Here is a 13,522-nt window from a genome sequence, read left to right as displayed (position 1 = left end):
TTAGCGCTACCCCTTCAATCCGAATTGATATGCACCTTACAATAGCGCCGCTTCCATGCCGCGGGCGTTAATCCCATCGCTTTGCGAAACACCTTCCTGAAATACCCCACATCCTGAAATCCACAGCGTTCGGCGACTTCACTTAGCGAGCAAGAATCGCCTATCAGCATTTTTTCCGCACTCATTACGCGCTGGCGGTGAATCGCCTCGGTGACCGTTAACTGGAATGTCTGGCGGTATACGCGGCCCAGATAATCTGCATTGCAGTGTAACTGGCTGGCAAGTGTTGAGGTGGAAACCGGCAGGTGAAATTGCGTGCGGATTAATTGCTGCGCTTTGTATGCCAGCGCAACGCCGCTGTTATCGGCCTGCGGATTGTCGTTCGCCGCCATTGAAAGCTGCTGCATAATAAGCAATAAAATTAATTCCAGCGCGCTGCTGCGAATCAGCGTTTCTTGTTCACTTAAAAACTGACGAAATAAAGAAATAACCTGCTGGGGATTCAAGACTTTTCCATGCTGCGGTAATGAAATTAACGAAGCCGGAATATCCGGTTTTTTATCGCATAATGAATTGAGTTCAAAGTGGAGCCAGTAGAATTTTAAATCTGCCGGGAAGGTTCCCGCTCCAACATGTTTTCTGTGTGGCCAAAGTAATAAACTTTCTCCCGCCTTTACGCAAAATAGCGTGTCATTTTCCCGGATCGTAAGTGTCCCTTTTTCTACGAAAATCAATTCCCACGAATCCAGCTCGCGTTGCGGATGGCTGCCCACGCCTCGTGAAATAAACAAGCCGCCATTTTGTACTTTTATGGGTAAAGATATTTTTAAATCAAACAATTATAATTTACCTCCATCCATGTTACTGACGTAGTGTAGATAAAATCCATTGGTCAGTGGGATCGCTATTGGCGTTTGGCGATCTCCTTCACAGTTTTATCTTTAGGTCGGAATCGTCACCTTTTTATACTTTTTTATCGCCTTGTGGGTTTTTAGTTTGGATGCAAAATTATTCGGGTCTTACGGACACAAAAATAATAAATCCAGGTTTCTAACCCGATAAATCGAGGCGTAAATCATGACCTCTACCCCTATAAATAATACTGATATTGTAACTTCAGCTTTAAATGACAGACTCTCTATCCGCGAGAAAATAGGCTACGGACTGGGTGATGCAGGCGGGACGGTAATAACCTGCTTAATCATGAACTTCCTGACCTTTTTCTATACCGATGTTTTTGGTTTAACTCCCGCGATCGTCGGCACATTGTTTATCGCTCTTCGTGTGATTGACGCCATTTCTGACCCGCTGATGGGGATCCTTGCTGACCGCACCCAAAGCCGTTTTGGGCGTTTTCGCCCGTGGCAGCTATGGATTGCCGTGCCGATTGGCATCATAGGCGTGCTGACGTTCACCGTGCCTGACCTCAGCGCCAATATGAAAATCCTTTGGGCGTTTGGCACTTATCTTTTACTTTCCATGAGTTATACCGCCATCAACGTGCCGTATTGCGCGCTGATTAACACCATGACCACGCGTCACGACGAGGTGATTTCCTGCCAGTCCTGGCGGTTTGTTCTGTGTGGCGTAGCGGGTTTTTTAGTTTCGGTTGGCCTGCCGTGGCTTGTCGAAATCATCGGCCAGGGTAACGCGGCAAAAGGCTACCAGATGGGCGTCGGCGTGCTGTGCGCGGTGGCGGTCGTGATGTTCCTGTGCTGTTTCTTCTGGGTTCGCGAGCGTGTGCCGTTGGCGCTGATGGGAAAATTTACCCTGCGCGAACACCTGGCAGGCTTGCGCAAAAACGACCAGCTATTACTGAGCCTGGTGATGTCGTTCCTGCTGATTAACGTGTTTAACCTCAGAGGCGGCGGCTACATGTATTTCATCACCTATGTGCTGCAGGGCAGCGCCGGGTTTGCCTCGCTGTTCTTTACCATGGTCACTTTTGCCTCGATTCTTGGTGCAGTGATTGTCAACCCGCTGGCTAAGCGTTTCGATACCGTAAAACTCTATTACTACACCAATCTGGTGCTGGCTGTGCTCGCCGCGGGGATGTGGCTATTGCCGACCGGTGCGGCGTTCCAGACCTTGTGGCTGCTGGTGATTCTGGCGAACGGCATTATTCTTGGATTCACCCTGCCGCTGCACTTTTCCATCATGGCGTTCGCCGATGATTACGGTGAATGGAAAACCGGCGTGCGCTCATCTGGCATGAATTTCGCCTTCAACCTGTTCTTTATCAAATTGGCCTGGGCGGCCAGCGCCGGAATCATCAGCCTGGTGTTTATCTTCGTGGCCTATCAGCCTGGCCCTGAGCACCAAACGGCAGCGTCGCTCTCCGGTATTACCGCGCTGGAAACCTTGCTGCCTGCCGCATTCCACCTATTACTGGCTCTGGCGATTCGCCGTTGCCGCCTGAGTAACCCCATGATGGCGCAGATCTCCACTGACTTACGTCAGCGCCATGTCCAGACCGCCTGAGGAGTTGTTATGAATCAGCCCGATGTTTTACAGGAAGTTGACCTGCACAAACTGAAAGTGACCGATGCGTTTTTAGGCCAGTACCAACGCCTGGTGCGCGATGTGGTGATCCCTTATCAATGGGATGCCTTAAACGACCGTATTTCAGAGGCCGACCCGAGCCACGCCATCGAAAACTTTGAGATTGCCGCAGGGCGCAAAGACGGCGAGTTCTACGGCATGGTGTTCCAGGACAGTGACGTGGCGAAGTGGCTGGAAGCGGTGGCGTGGTCGCTGTGTCAGAAACCGGATGCGGAACTGGAAAGAACCGCTGATGAAGTGATTGAGCTGGTCGAAGCGGCGCAGTGTGAAGACGGTTACCTCAATACTTATTTCACCGTCAAAGAGCCGACGCAGCGCTGGACTAATCTTGCCGAATGCCATGAGCTCTATTGCGCCGGACACATGATTGAAGCGGGTGTGGCGTTCTTCCAGGCAACCGGCAAGCGCCGCCTGTTGGATGTGGTTTGCCGCCTGGCTGACCATATTGACGGCGTGTTTGGCACAGGCGTTAACCAGCTCCACGGCTACCCTGGGCACCCGGAAATTGAACTGGCGCTGATGCGTTTGTATGAAGTGACAGACAACCGCCGCTATCTGGATCTGGTGAATTACTTTGTTGAAGAACGGGGAGCTGCGCCGCATTTCTACGACATTGAATATGAAAAACGGGGGCGTACCTCGCACTGGAACACTCACGGCCCGGCGTGGATGGTGAAAGATAAAGCCTACAGCCAGGCACATGAACCGCTGGCATTGCAGCAAACGGCGATTGGCCATGCGGTTCGTTTTGTCTATCTCATGGCGGGCGTGGCGCACCTTGCGCGGCTGCATAAAGATGAAGAAAAACGCCAGACCTGCCTGCGCCTGTGGGACAACATGGTCCAGCGCCAGATGTACATCACCGGCGGGATTGGCTCGCAGAGCAGCGGCGAGGCGTTTAGCTCGGATTACGATCTGCCGAACGACACGGTGTACGCCGAAAGCTGCGCCTCCATCGGCCTGATGATGTACGCCCGCCGCATGCTGCAAATGGAGGCTGACAGCCGCTTTGCTGACGTGATGGAGCGTGCGCTTTATAACACGGTGCTGGGCGGAATGGCGCTCGATGGCAAACACTTCTTCTATGTGAATCCGCTGGAAGTGCACCCGAAAACACTGGCGTTTAACCATATTTATGACCATGTGAAACCGGTTCGCCAGCGCTGGTTTGGTTGCGCCTGCTGCCCGCCGAATATCGCACGCGTGCTGACTTCGCTCGGGCATTACATCTACACGCCGCAACCGAGCGCGCTGTATGTGCATTTGTATGTGGGTAATGAGATGGAAGTGCCGGTTGGCGAAAAATTACTGCGCCTGAAAATCAGCGGTAATTATCCTTGGGACGAGCAGGTAGATATCACGGTCACTTCCCCGCAAACGGTGCAACACACTCTCGCGCTACGCTTACCGGACTGGTGTGATAATCCGCAAGTGCTGCTCAATGGCGTGGCCTGCGCGGGAGAGACGCGCAAAGGTTATCTGCATCTTAATCGCGAATGGCAGGAGGGGGACCGCATTAGCCTGACGCTGCCGATGCCGGTTCGTCGCGTTTATGGTAATCCGCTATTGCGCCACGTTGCCGGGAAAGTGGCGGTGCAGCGCGGGCCGCTGGTTTATTGCCTGGAAGAAGCGGATAACGGCGTGAGCCTGCATAACCTGCGGCTGCCAAAAGAGAGCGCATTTAGCCTGATTAAAGGCAAAGGTATTTTTGCTCATAAGGTGCTGATTCAGGCGGACGGGCTGCGAATGGCAAGCGAGCAAGCCGGGCACCAGGCGCTATATCACTACGATAAATCGCCGGTAAAAGCCGAAATGCAGAAGCTGACCTTTATTCCCTGGTTTAGTTGGGCCAACCGTGGGGAAGGGGAAATGCGGATTTGGGTTAACGGCGAATAAGGTAACGGCCCTCTGCGAAGGGCCGTTTTCAATTTAGAAGGTCCAGGAAACGCCGCCCATCAGGCTGGCATCATGGTCTTTATCCGCCATCGGGCTGTTTGCAATCTGGTTATCCAACTGGGTGTAGCGCCCGCTGGTGAGGAGAGTGAGCTGTGGGGTAATTTTATAGCTCACGCTGAGGCCGACAAATGGATTCCAGCTATCCCCAGGCTGATAGCGGGATAGCCCGCTGCGATGGGTTTCTTTATCGGAAACGCCAAAATAATATTGTGTGAGTTTATCGTCATACCAGGTGACACCCGCAGAAGGAATAATACTCAGGGCTCCCATAGTGATGACGCGCAAATAAGAGAGTTCACCGATAAAGCCGTTGCTCTTATCAAGAATATCACCCGAGAAACTGGCTTTTAGCGTTCCCCATTTTTCATGATGATAAAAGGCCAAACCTGCCAGTGCGGTGGTATCACGCTTATCCAGATTTTTTAATGCTTTATTATCGCTGTCTTCAGGTTTAAATTCATACGGCAGGTAGGAAACTATAGCGCTTATTTCATTGCTTTCATCTTTAGCAAAAATATAACCGATAGAGGTTTCTCTGACGTATATTTTATCGCTCTCATAATGTGCAAAAGGAATGGCTATAACATCATCTTTATATTCTGCATAAGGTGAAAGGTGATAAAGACTACCGGCACCGATAGATAAAATGTTAGCCCTTGCATTATTCATTGAGATTGCAGCAAGTATTAGCAGAAGCGATGCCCTGAGCGTCATGAAGTTATTCCGTTTGCCAAACTGATAAATTGGCGAGTATTCTATGGACGCAGCGGTGCGTTACACAATAGTTATATTTATATAGTACTATATAAATATTTATAGGGTTCGAAGGGTGAGGGATGCAGATTATATGAGTAACATTCGATTTAAATTGAATGAGCTAAGGATTATCTCGGTGGTCGCTTCCTGCGGGAGCCTGAGCCAGGCAACGGCAATTCTGGGTACCGCTCAGGCGAATATCAGCAAAGCCCTCACGGATTTCGAATCACGCATTGGGCTGAAAGTCTTCGAACGCAGTACGCGGCGCATATCGCTTACGCTGTTTGGGGAATCGTTGCTGGTGAAGGTGAATGATTACCTTAAACAGACAGAAGACCTCGCGACATTTATTTCTGATTATAAACAAGAAAAATGTGGCAAGGTCACAATCTATGCGCCCACTGGCATAGTGAGTTTTCTGTCTCAGAAAGTGCTCTCTGAATTTAAAGACACAGGGGATATTCATATCGCCTTGCGTACCTATAATCTTGAACGTAATGAATTTTATGATGGGTTAACCTTTCCCGCAGACGCGGATATTATGTTGACCTATGCCAGGCCAAAAGATGAGTCGCTGGTTGCTTGTTCATTGACCTCTTTTTCCGTCAGCGCTTACGCAAGCCCCGCTTATTTAGCCAATAATCCCATTGCTAGCCCAGAAGAACTGGCGGGGCACTCCTGTATTCTTATGCAGTCGATGTTAATTAATGAAACTAATATCTGGAAATTCACGCAACAAGATATTGGCAGCGTAAAAGAGTATAGCGTTACCGGGAAATATATTTGTGATAATACCCATGCCGGAATTGAATTAGCCAGGCATGGGTTAGGGATTGTTTTTGCACCAAAACCGAGTATTAAACACGATTTAGATACAGGAAAACTCGTGCCGTGCTTTAAAAATAATGAAGAGTGGCCACTTGAATTAATTGTTATTTTTAAAAAGAGAGACTATCAGCCTTACCGTGTGCAATATATTCTCGACCAGATGGTAGAGATTATTAATGAATATGTGACCGCGGGGTGAGTACTCATATAGCTCCTTACGGATAAGGAGCTATGCCCGTTATACTTCAAATTGCATGTGCGTTGGCTTTCCTCACTCACCCCAGTCACTTACTGGAGTAAGTTTCCGGGTATTCACTGCGGCGCCGCCTGCCTGCAACTCGAACTATTTTGGGTATATATGTTTAACTCTATTTGCGAGGCGTGTCGGATTTAAACGTCGGATGGCGCTGCGCTTATCCGACCTACATGTCGATGCATTTGTAGGTCGGGTAAGCGCAGCGTGTGACCGGATATTCGGGTGAAAGTAGGCCGGGTAAGCGCATGCGCCACCCGACGTTATTCTCCGACTAACAACCCTTAAAAAAGCCCCAACGGTTTATCGGAATAACTCACCAGCAGGCACTTGGTCTGCTGGTAATGTTCCAGCATCATTTTATGGGTTTCGCGGCCGATACCGGACTGTTTATATCCGCCGAACGCGGCGTGTGCCGGGTAAGCGTGGTAGCAGTTGGTCCATACGCGTCCCGCCTGAATGCCACGTCCCATTTTGTAGGCCACATTGCCGTTGCGGCTCCAGACGCCCGCGCCCAGGCCGTACTCGGTGTCGTTTGCCAGCTCCAACGCTTCTTCCATGGTTTTAAACGTTGTCACCGCCAGCACCGGGCCGAAGATCTCCTCCTGGAAAACGCGCATGTTGTTTTTGCCAAACAGAATGGTGGGTTCCAGGTAATAACCGGCTTTCAAATCACCTTCCAGCGCTTTACGACGCCCGCCGGTTAATACATCTGCCCCCTCTTTTTTACCAATATCAATGTAATTGAGGATAGTTTCCATCTGCCCCTGCGACACCTGAGCGCCCATTTGCGTGTTTACGTCCAGCGGGTTGCCACTGCGGATCGATTCCACGCGGCGAATTGCGCGTTCCATAAAGCGTTCGTAGATGGATTCCTGCACCAGCGCGCGGCTCGGGCAGGTGCAGACTTCGCCCTGGTTGAAAGCGAACAGGGCAAAACCTTCCAGCGCTTTATCGAAGAAGGCGTCCTCTTCGTCCATCACATCGGCAAAGAAGATGTTTGGCGATTTACCGCCCAGCTCCAGCGTCACCGGAATAATATTCTGCGTGGCGTACTGCATAATTTGCTGGCCGACTTCTGTTGAACCGGTGAAGGCAACCTTGGCGATGCGTTTTGATGTCGCCAGATATTCACCGATTTCGCCGCCCGCGCCGTTGACCACGTTAATCACGCCCGGTGGCAGCAGGTCACCTACCAGTTCCATCAGCAGCAAGACGGACAGCGGCGTAAGGCGTGCGGGTTTCAGGACAATGCAGTTTCCTGCCGCAAGCGCCGGAGCCATTTTCCAGCTCGCCATCAGCAGCGGGAAGTTCCATGGGATAATCTGCGCGACAACCCCGAGCGGTTCATGGAAGTGATAGGCCACGGTTTCGCCGTCAACTTCGCTGATCCCCCCTTCTTGTGCGCGGATACAGGAGGCAAAATAACGGAAATGGTCGATAGCCAATGGGACATCAGCGCCGCTGGTTTCGCGAATGGGTTTGCCGTTGTCCCAGGTTTCTGCCGCCGCCAGTAATTCAATATTCTGCTCCATGCGGTCGGCAATTTTCAGCAAGATGTTGGCGCGTTCCTGCACGGACATGCCGCCCCAGCCTGCTTTTGCTTCGTGTGCCGCATCCAGTGCTAAATCGATATCGCCTTTGCTGGAACTTGCGATCTCGCACAGCGGCTGGCCGGTTACAGGGGTAAGATTTTCGTAGTATTTGCCGTCAACCGGCGGCACCCATTGGCCACCAATGAAATTATCGTATCGCGGTTTTAATTTGAGCGGGAAACCATATTCGCCGGGGATAATTCGGGTATCGGGAGGATTATTTGTCATGAGGTTCTCCTTGTCGGTTTGCACTCTCAAGCGTAGTCGCCAGCGGTGATTTCTTCGCCAATGTTTGAAGGCTTTACGACACAGGTCACGGATTAATAATCGAATGATTCGGAGTAATCAGCCAGCAGCTCATTCGTTTTGATACATACTTAAAGTTTACCTTTTCCCGTTTCGTTACAAGGATTGCTCATGCGCCTGTTTATTGGTTTTGATGTAGGCGGTACCCATGTGAAGCATGGTTTATTTACTGAAGAGGGGGAGGTGCTGATCGCCGAAGAGTATGACACTCACTATGATAAGCAGCTATTTCTGGATGCCTGGCAGAGTGTGGTGGCGGGCTATCGGCAGCATAATGAAATTGCCGGAATTGCTATCAGTTTTCCCGGTTACATCAACCCTCATACCGGGAATGTCCCTAAAGCAGGGGCGCTAACGTTTCTCGATGGCTGCAATCTGCTGGAGATTTTTGGCGCACTGACAGACCTCCCTATCACCGTTGAAAATGATGCCAACTGTGCGGCACTCGGTGAAATGTGGCTCGGGGCAGGCAATGAATATGATTCGCTGGTTTGCGTGACGATTGGTACGGGGATCGGCGGGGGGATTATTGTAAACCGCGAACTGATGCGCGGTTCGCACTTCCGCGCGGGTGAGTTTGGCGTGCTGCCGGTGGGGAAATATGGCGAAGATATGCACCAGTTAGCTTCGGCCAAAGGGCTAATGGATGCGTGTCGCCGTGAAATGAATATCCCGGCGGATGAAAAAGTGCGTGGCCAGGATATTTTTGCCCGTGCCGAAACGGATCTGCACATTCAGGGAGTTATCGATAATTGGGTGAAATATTTGGCGCGTGGCATTTATAGCGTGGTGTCGCTATTTGACCCGCAGGCTATTTTGCTCGGCGGCGGGGTCAGTACCCAGCCGATGTTGTACCCGATGCTTGAACGTCATCTCGAAGGGTTTAAATTTTGGGACGTGCTGAAGGTACCGATTCGCCCATGCAAGCTCGGCAACAAGGCCGGGATGCTGGGGGCTGTCTGGCTGGCGAAACAGAAGTGATTGATGCCGGGCAAGTGTCGGATGGCGCTGACGCTTATCCGACATGGAGAACCGCAGTTGTAGGGTGGGTAAGCTCAGCGCCACCCACCGCTTTGTTAAACACTACTCCCTCTGAAACAAAGCCTTATCCCGCAACAAATGGTCATTGCCACGGCGGCGCGTAAAGCCGATGCGGTCAAAATACTCCAGTATCTGTACTGCCAGCTTACGGCCAACGCCGAGCTGATCGCGGAAATCCGCCGCGCTGGTCGCGCCCTGGGTTTGATCCAGGTCGCGGATCAAATCGGCAAACGCCTGAATCCGATCGTTTCGGTAATAACGATCTTTCAGGATCGCCGTTACCAGCCCAAGCTGGGCGGCAAAACGCAGCAACTGGCGCATAGCTTGTTCATCTTGCTGTGTTTCCCGCGCCAGGTCGCGCACCCACCACGGTTCATCCCCAAATAACGCGTCCACTTTTTGCCAGACTGCCAGTTGTTCTGCGGAGAATCCCGGTTTGTGATCGGGCAGATGCAACCAGCCCTGGCGGCTCGCGAGCAGCCCTTCCTGACGCATTTTTTCAATCAGCGCCAGAACCAGCGCTTCGTCCTCCCCAGGCAAGGCCATGCGGCGCAGACGCTCGCGTCCGGGGCCGGGCTGGTCATCATGTTGCTGGTGATAACGCTCGAGTATATCGAGCAGTTTCTGTTTCCAGCGGGCAGCCATTTCCTCGCTGAGCAGGCTGTTACCCGCCCGCAGATAATCGCGGGTAAGCAGTTCCTGCAATCCCTGGGGTGTCAACTGCCGCGCCCAGGCGAAGTCGGTCAGCGTAACGGCGCTGCGCTGCAAATGAGTATTGAGCGCCTGTTGGTCGTTTTCGGCGTGTTTAAGCTGTTGTAGCCATGCCAGAAACGCAGGTTGGCGTTTTCCACGACGCGGGGCGTGGAGCAGGATCGCCCTTGCGCCCGCAAGCGTGACGCGAGCGCTGATATCGCGTAATACCAGGCGGTCGTTGTCTGCAAGCCACAGCGGAGTATCCAGAACCAGTTCAGCGAGGTCGTCCTCCAGCAGGGAGATGCGCCCGGTAACGTGGCTTGCGGCATGGTGAATATGAAGCGGCTGCCACTGTTGCAGCGGCGCGTGGCTTTGCAACTGAACAATCACGCGTTCTACCGGCTCAAGCGGCTTTTCGGCTAATAACCAGTCGCCGCGTTTAATATCCATTTTTTCCGCATCGCCGCTGATATTGAGCGCAATGCGCTGCCCGGCAAATGCGCACTCCGTTTTATTATCCTGAGCGTGTAGACCGCGTATGCGCATCGGCTTGTCAGCACCGGTTAACCAAAGCGTATCGCCAATTTTGACTTCGCCGCTAAGTGCGGTTCCCGTTACCACCAGGCCTGCACCTTTCACGGTGAAAGCGCGGTCGATGGCGAGACGAAAGCGGTGCTGACGCGGATGGGCGCGTTCTGGCAGCGTAAGTAAGTGCTCACGAAGTTCGTCGATGCCTGTACCGTTGGTGGCTGCGGTGACAAACAAAACTGCGTCTTGCCAGCCAAACTCTTTAAGCGTTTCCAGCACCGCTTCGCGGACTTCGCTAATTCGCTCGTCACTCACTCGGTCAGCTTTGGTTAGTGCGACGGTGAGCGATGGTTTTCCGGTTAATTGCAAAATAGCGAGATGCTCGCGCGTTTGCGCCATCACGCCGTCATCGCAGGCGACCACTAACAGCGCGTGGTCGATACCGCCAACGCCCGCCAGCATATTGGCGAGGAATTTTTCATGCCCCGGAACGTCAATAAAACCGGGAATGCGTCCATCGGGCTGCGGCCAGTAGGCGTAGCCGAGGTCGATAGTCATGCCGCGTTTTTTCTCTTCCGGCAGACGGTCGGCATTCACGCCGGTTAAGGCTTGCAGCAGGGTGGTTTTGCCGTGGTCAACGTGCCCGGCGGTAGCAATAATCACGAGTGCAAACTCTCCATAAATCCGGCTTCATCTTCAAGGCAGCGTAAATCCAGCCATAAACGCCCGTCATTGATGCGGCCAATTATCGGTTTAGAGATCTCGCGCCAGCTTTGTGCGAGGGCGCTAAGCGTTGTTCCGCGCCCATCTTTTGGCGTGAACGTTAGCGCGGCGCTCGGCAGCCTGTCCACGGGCAGCGAGCCGCTACCAATTTGTGATAAGCAGGGTTCGACGGACACGGTAAATTGCTCGCCGTATTTCTCCTGCATCGCAGGTAGTAAACGCCGCGCAAGCTCTGTGATTTCACTGGCATTTCGGGTTAATAAACGCAACGTCGGCAACCTTTCAACCAGCGTTTCAGGGTGTTGATATAAGCGCAGAGTAGCTTCCAGCGCGGCGAGCGTCATTTTATCGGCACGCAGGGCGCGTTTGAGCGGATGGCTTTGAATGCGGGCGATTAGCTCTTTTTTGCCGACGATGATGCCTGCCTGCGGCCCGCCGAGGAGTTTATCTCCGGAGAAGCTCACCAGGCTCACACCCGCCGCAATCAACTGTTGCGGCATAGGTTCTTCTGGCAATCCCCATTGGGTGAGATCGACCAGCGAGCCGCTGCCAAGGTCGGTCACGACAGGAATGTTCAGCTCATTGCCAAGCGCCACCAGTTCGGCTTCATCGACGGCTTTTGTAAAGCCCGCAACCTGATAATTGCTGGTGTGGACTTTCATCAATAGCCCCGTGTTTTCACCCGCAGCCTGACGATAATCTTTCAAGTGGGTGCGGTTGGTGGTACCGACTTCAACTAACTGGCAGCCTGCCTGGCGCATAACATCCGGGATACGGAACGCGCCGCCGATTTCGACTAGCTCACCACGCGAAACCACCACCTCTTCACCGCAGCCGCAGGCGGCTAACATCAACAAAACCGCGGCTGCATTGTTATTGACGATGCAGGCATCTTCCGCGCCGGTCAGCTCGCAGAGCAAATCAGCCAGGGCTTTGTCACGATGCCCGCGCTCCGCCCCCTGTAAATCATATTCCAGCGTAATCGGGCAGCGCATCGCCTGGGTTACGGCGTCAATGGCAGCCTCTGCCTGCAATGCGCGCCCCAGATTGGTATGCAGCACGGTGCCCGTCAGGTTAAATACCGGCTGAAGCGCGCTGCGCTGGTCTGATTCGAGTGTTAACTGCGCCTGTGCCGCCCAATCATCATTCCAGGCGGGAAGCGTGTCTTGCTGACGAATCTGTTCCCGCGCCGTTTCCAGCATTTCTCGTAGGGTACTAACCACCTGAGTGTGGCCGAAGTCGCGTAGCAAAGTGCTGAATGAAGCGTCGCGTAACAGTTTGTCGATGGCAGGAAGCTGGCTGTACAAGTTGCGATGGGTAGTCATGGCAAGCCGCAGAGTGGTGAAATTTAGCGGTAGTTTACAGGGGGAGTTAGCCCCCTGTCATGGCGCTTTCTCATCGTCACATCTTTGAGCATAAGTGCTGGTGATGTTGAGTCGAACTCATTGACCCCAACCCAGCCTCCCCCTTGCCAGGTGGAGGAGCTGACAAGGGGAGATACCGTCTTGCCGGGAGATCATGCTGTTGGCGGTTCGGTGCGAGCAAAACTTTCCCGTTCGAAAAGTTTCTCAACCAGTTTCACCAGATGTGGGCGGTCAACGCACCAGCCAGGAGAGACCCGGCGGAAGTTGATATACCCCACGGCGCAGGCTACGGCGATGGTCGCTACGCTGAGGTTTTCGGCATCCAGTTTTTTATCTGCGGCGTACTGCTCAAGCAAGGTCAGCCCACGAGTGATTTTTTCCCGTTGGCGGAGGAGTTCTGTTTCGGATTGCTGCTCTATCGGGCGTTGGCGTTCGCGTACTGAAACCAGGGCCGCGTCCATAATGCCATCGGCCAAGGCTTCCATCTGGCGCATTTGCAGAGAGCCCAGCGGGTCGCGTGGAATCAGCGCCGGAGCGATATCCAATAATTCGAGGTATTCCGCAATGATCGGTGAATCGAACCAGTATTGGCCATCATCGGTCACGAGCGCCGGGACTTTGCCCAGTGGGTTGAAGTGCGGCGTGGTGCTTTCCGGGATCCACGGGTTGTCGTTTACGAACTCAAATGTGATGCCTTTTTCCAGCAGTATTACGGAAATTTTGCGCACATACGGGCTGGTGTAATTACCGATAAGTTTCATTACATCGTCCATTTTAATCGACAAAATATGAGTATGGTTTAAAAGGCCGAACGTATCAAAAATGAGCGGTGAAAGGTGTGCCGCTGCGCTGTAATTTTCTGACAAATCCAAAATCAAGTTCGGGGTGGGAAATGCCCTGGATCACACTCGGAAAAA

10 protein-coding genes are annotated in these 13,522 nt (G+C 52.6%); 4 read left to right on the top strand and 6 right to left on the bottom strand.

Features of this window, described 5'->3' with window-relative positions:
• Positions 1 to 14: 14 nt before the first annotated feature.
• On the bottom strand, positions 15 to 839 hold the full coding sequence (locus tag AB1E22_RS08515) for a helix-turn-helix domain-containing protein (RefSeq protein ID WP_367594939.1): 825 nt from the start codon (positions 837 to 839) through the stop codon (positions 15 to 17).
• A 238-nt stretch (positions 840 to 1,077) separates the two neighbouring features.
• Between AB1E22_RS08515 and AB1E22_RS08510 the strand changes: the two genes are divergently transcribed.
• Positions 1,078 to 2,481 (top strand): MFS transporter, encoded by a 1,404-nt coding sequence (locus tag AB1E22_RS08510; protein ID WP_367594938.1) that lies wholly within the window; start codon positions 1,078 to 1,080, stop codon positions 2,479 to 2,481.
• 9 nt (positions 2,482 to 2,490) lie between these two features.
• On the top strand, positions 2,491 to 4,458 hold the full coding sequence (locus AB1E22_RS08505) for a glycoside hydrolase family 127 protein (RefSeq protein ID WP_367594937.1): 1,968 nt from the start codon (positions 2,491 to 2,493) through the stop codon (positions 4,456 to 4,458).
• A gap of 33 nt (positions 4,459 to 4,491) precedes the next feature.
• Here the strand turns inward: AB1E22_RS08505 and AB1E22_RS08500 are convergent, their stop codons facing one another.
• On the bottom strand, positions 4,492 to 5,187 hold the full coding sequence (locus AB1E22_RS08500; RefSeq protein WP_367594936.1) for a MipA/OmpV family protein: 696 nt from the start codon (positions 5,185 to 5,187) through the stop codon (positions 4,492 to 4,494).
• A 160-nt stretch (positions 5,188 to 5,347) separates the two neighbouring features.
• Between AB1E22_RS08500 and AB1E22_RS08495 the strand changes: the two genes are divergently transcribed.
• A complete protein-coding gene (locus tag AB1E22_RS08495) occupies positions 5,348 to 6,301 on the top strand; it encodes a LysR family transcriptional regulator (RefSeq protein WP_367594935.1) in 954 nt (317 codons plus the stop codon).
• 338 nt (positions 6,302 to 6,639) lie between these two features.
• Here the strand turns inward: AB1E22_RS08495 and exaC are convergent, their stop codons facing one another.
• On the bottom strand, positions 6,640 to 8,178 hold the full coding sequence (gene exaC / locus AB1E22_RS08490; RefSeq protein WP_367594934.1) for an acetaldehyde dehydrogenase ExaC: 1,539 nt from the start codon (positions 8,176 to 8,178) through the stop codon (positions 6,640 to 6,642).
• Between the two features lie 189 nt (positions 8,179 to 8,367).
• Here exaC and AB1E22_RS08485 point away from each other — a divergent pair, with 189 nt between their 5' ends.
• Entirely contained in the window at positions 8,368 to 9,237 is an 870-nt protein-coding gene (locus AB1E22_RS08485) for an ROK family protein (RefSeq protein WP_367594933.1), read from the top strand.
• A 102-nt stretch (positions 9,238 to 9,339) separates the two neighbouring features.
• On the opposite strand, the gene selB is transcribed toward AB1E22_RS08485, so the two are convergent.
• From selB to AB1E22_RS08470, 3 genes are all read right to left on the bottom strand, one after another.
• A complete protein-coding gene (gene selB, locus AB1E22_RS08480) occupies positions 9,340 to 11,181 on the bottom strand; it encodes a selenocysteine-specific translation elongation factor (RefSeq protein ID WP_367594932.1) in 1,842 nt (613 codons plus the stop codon).
• Positions 11,178 to 12,566, bottom strand: a complete 1,389-nt coding sequence (gene selA, locus AB1E22_RS08475) for an L-seryl-tRNA(Sec) selenium transferase (protein WP_367594931.1) — start codon at positions 12,564 to 12,566, stop codon at positions 11,178 to 11,180. Before selA ends, selB begins: the two co-directional genes overlap by 4 nt.
• Positions 12,567 to 12,757: 191 nt before the next feature.
• Positions 12,758 to 13,366 (bottom strand): glutathione S-transferase, encoded by a 609-nt coding sequence (locus AB1E22_RS08470; RefSeq protein WP_367594930.1) that lies wholly within the window; start codon positions 13,364 to 13,366, stop codon positions 12,758 to 12,760.
• Positions 13,367 to 13,522: the final 156 nt, after the last annotated feature.

The organism is Buttiauxella gaviniae (assembly GCF_040786275.1).
Taxonomy (GTDB): domain Bacteria; phylum Pseudomonadota; class Gammaproteobacteria; order Enterobacterales; family Enterobacteriaceae; genus Buttiauxella; species Buttiauxella gaviniae_A.
The sequence above is the reverse complement of the archived record's forward strand: the minus strand, read 5'-3'. Positions and strand labels throughout refer to the sequence as shown.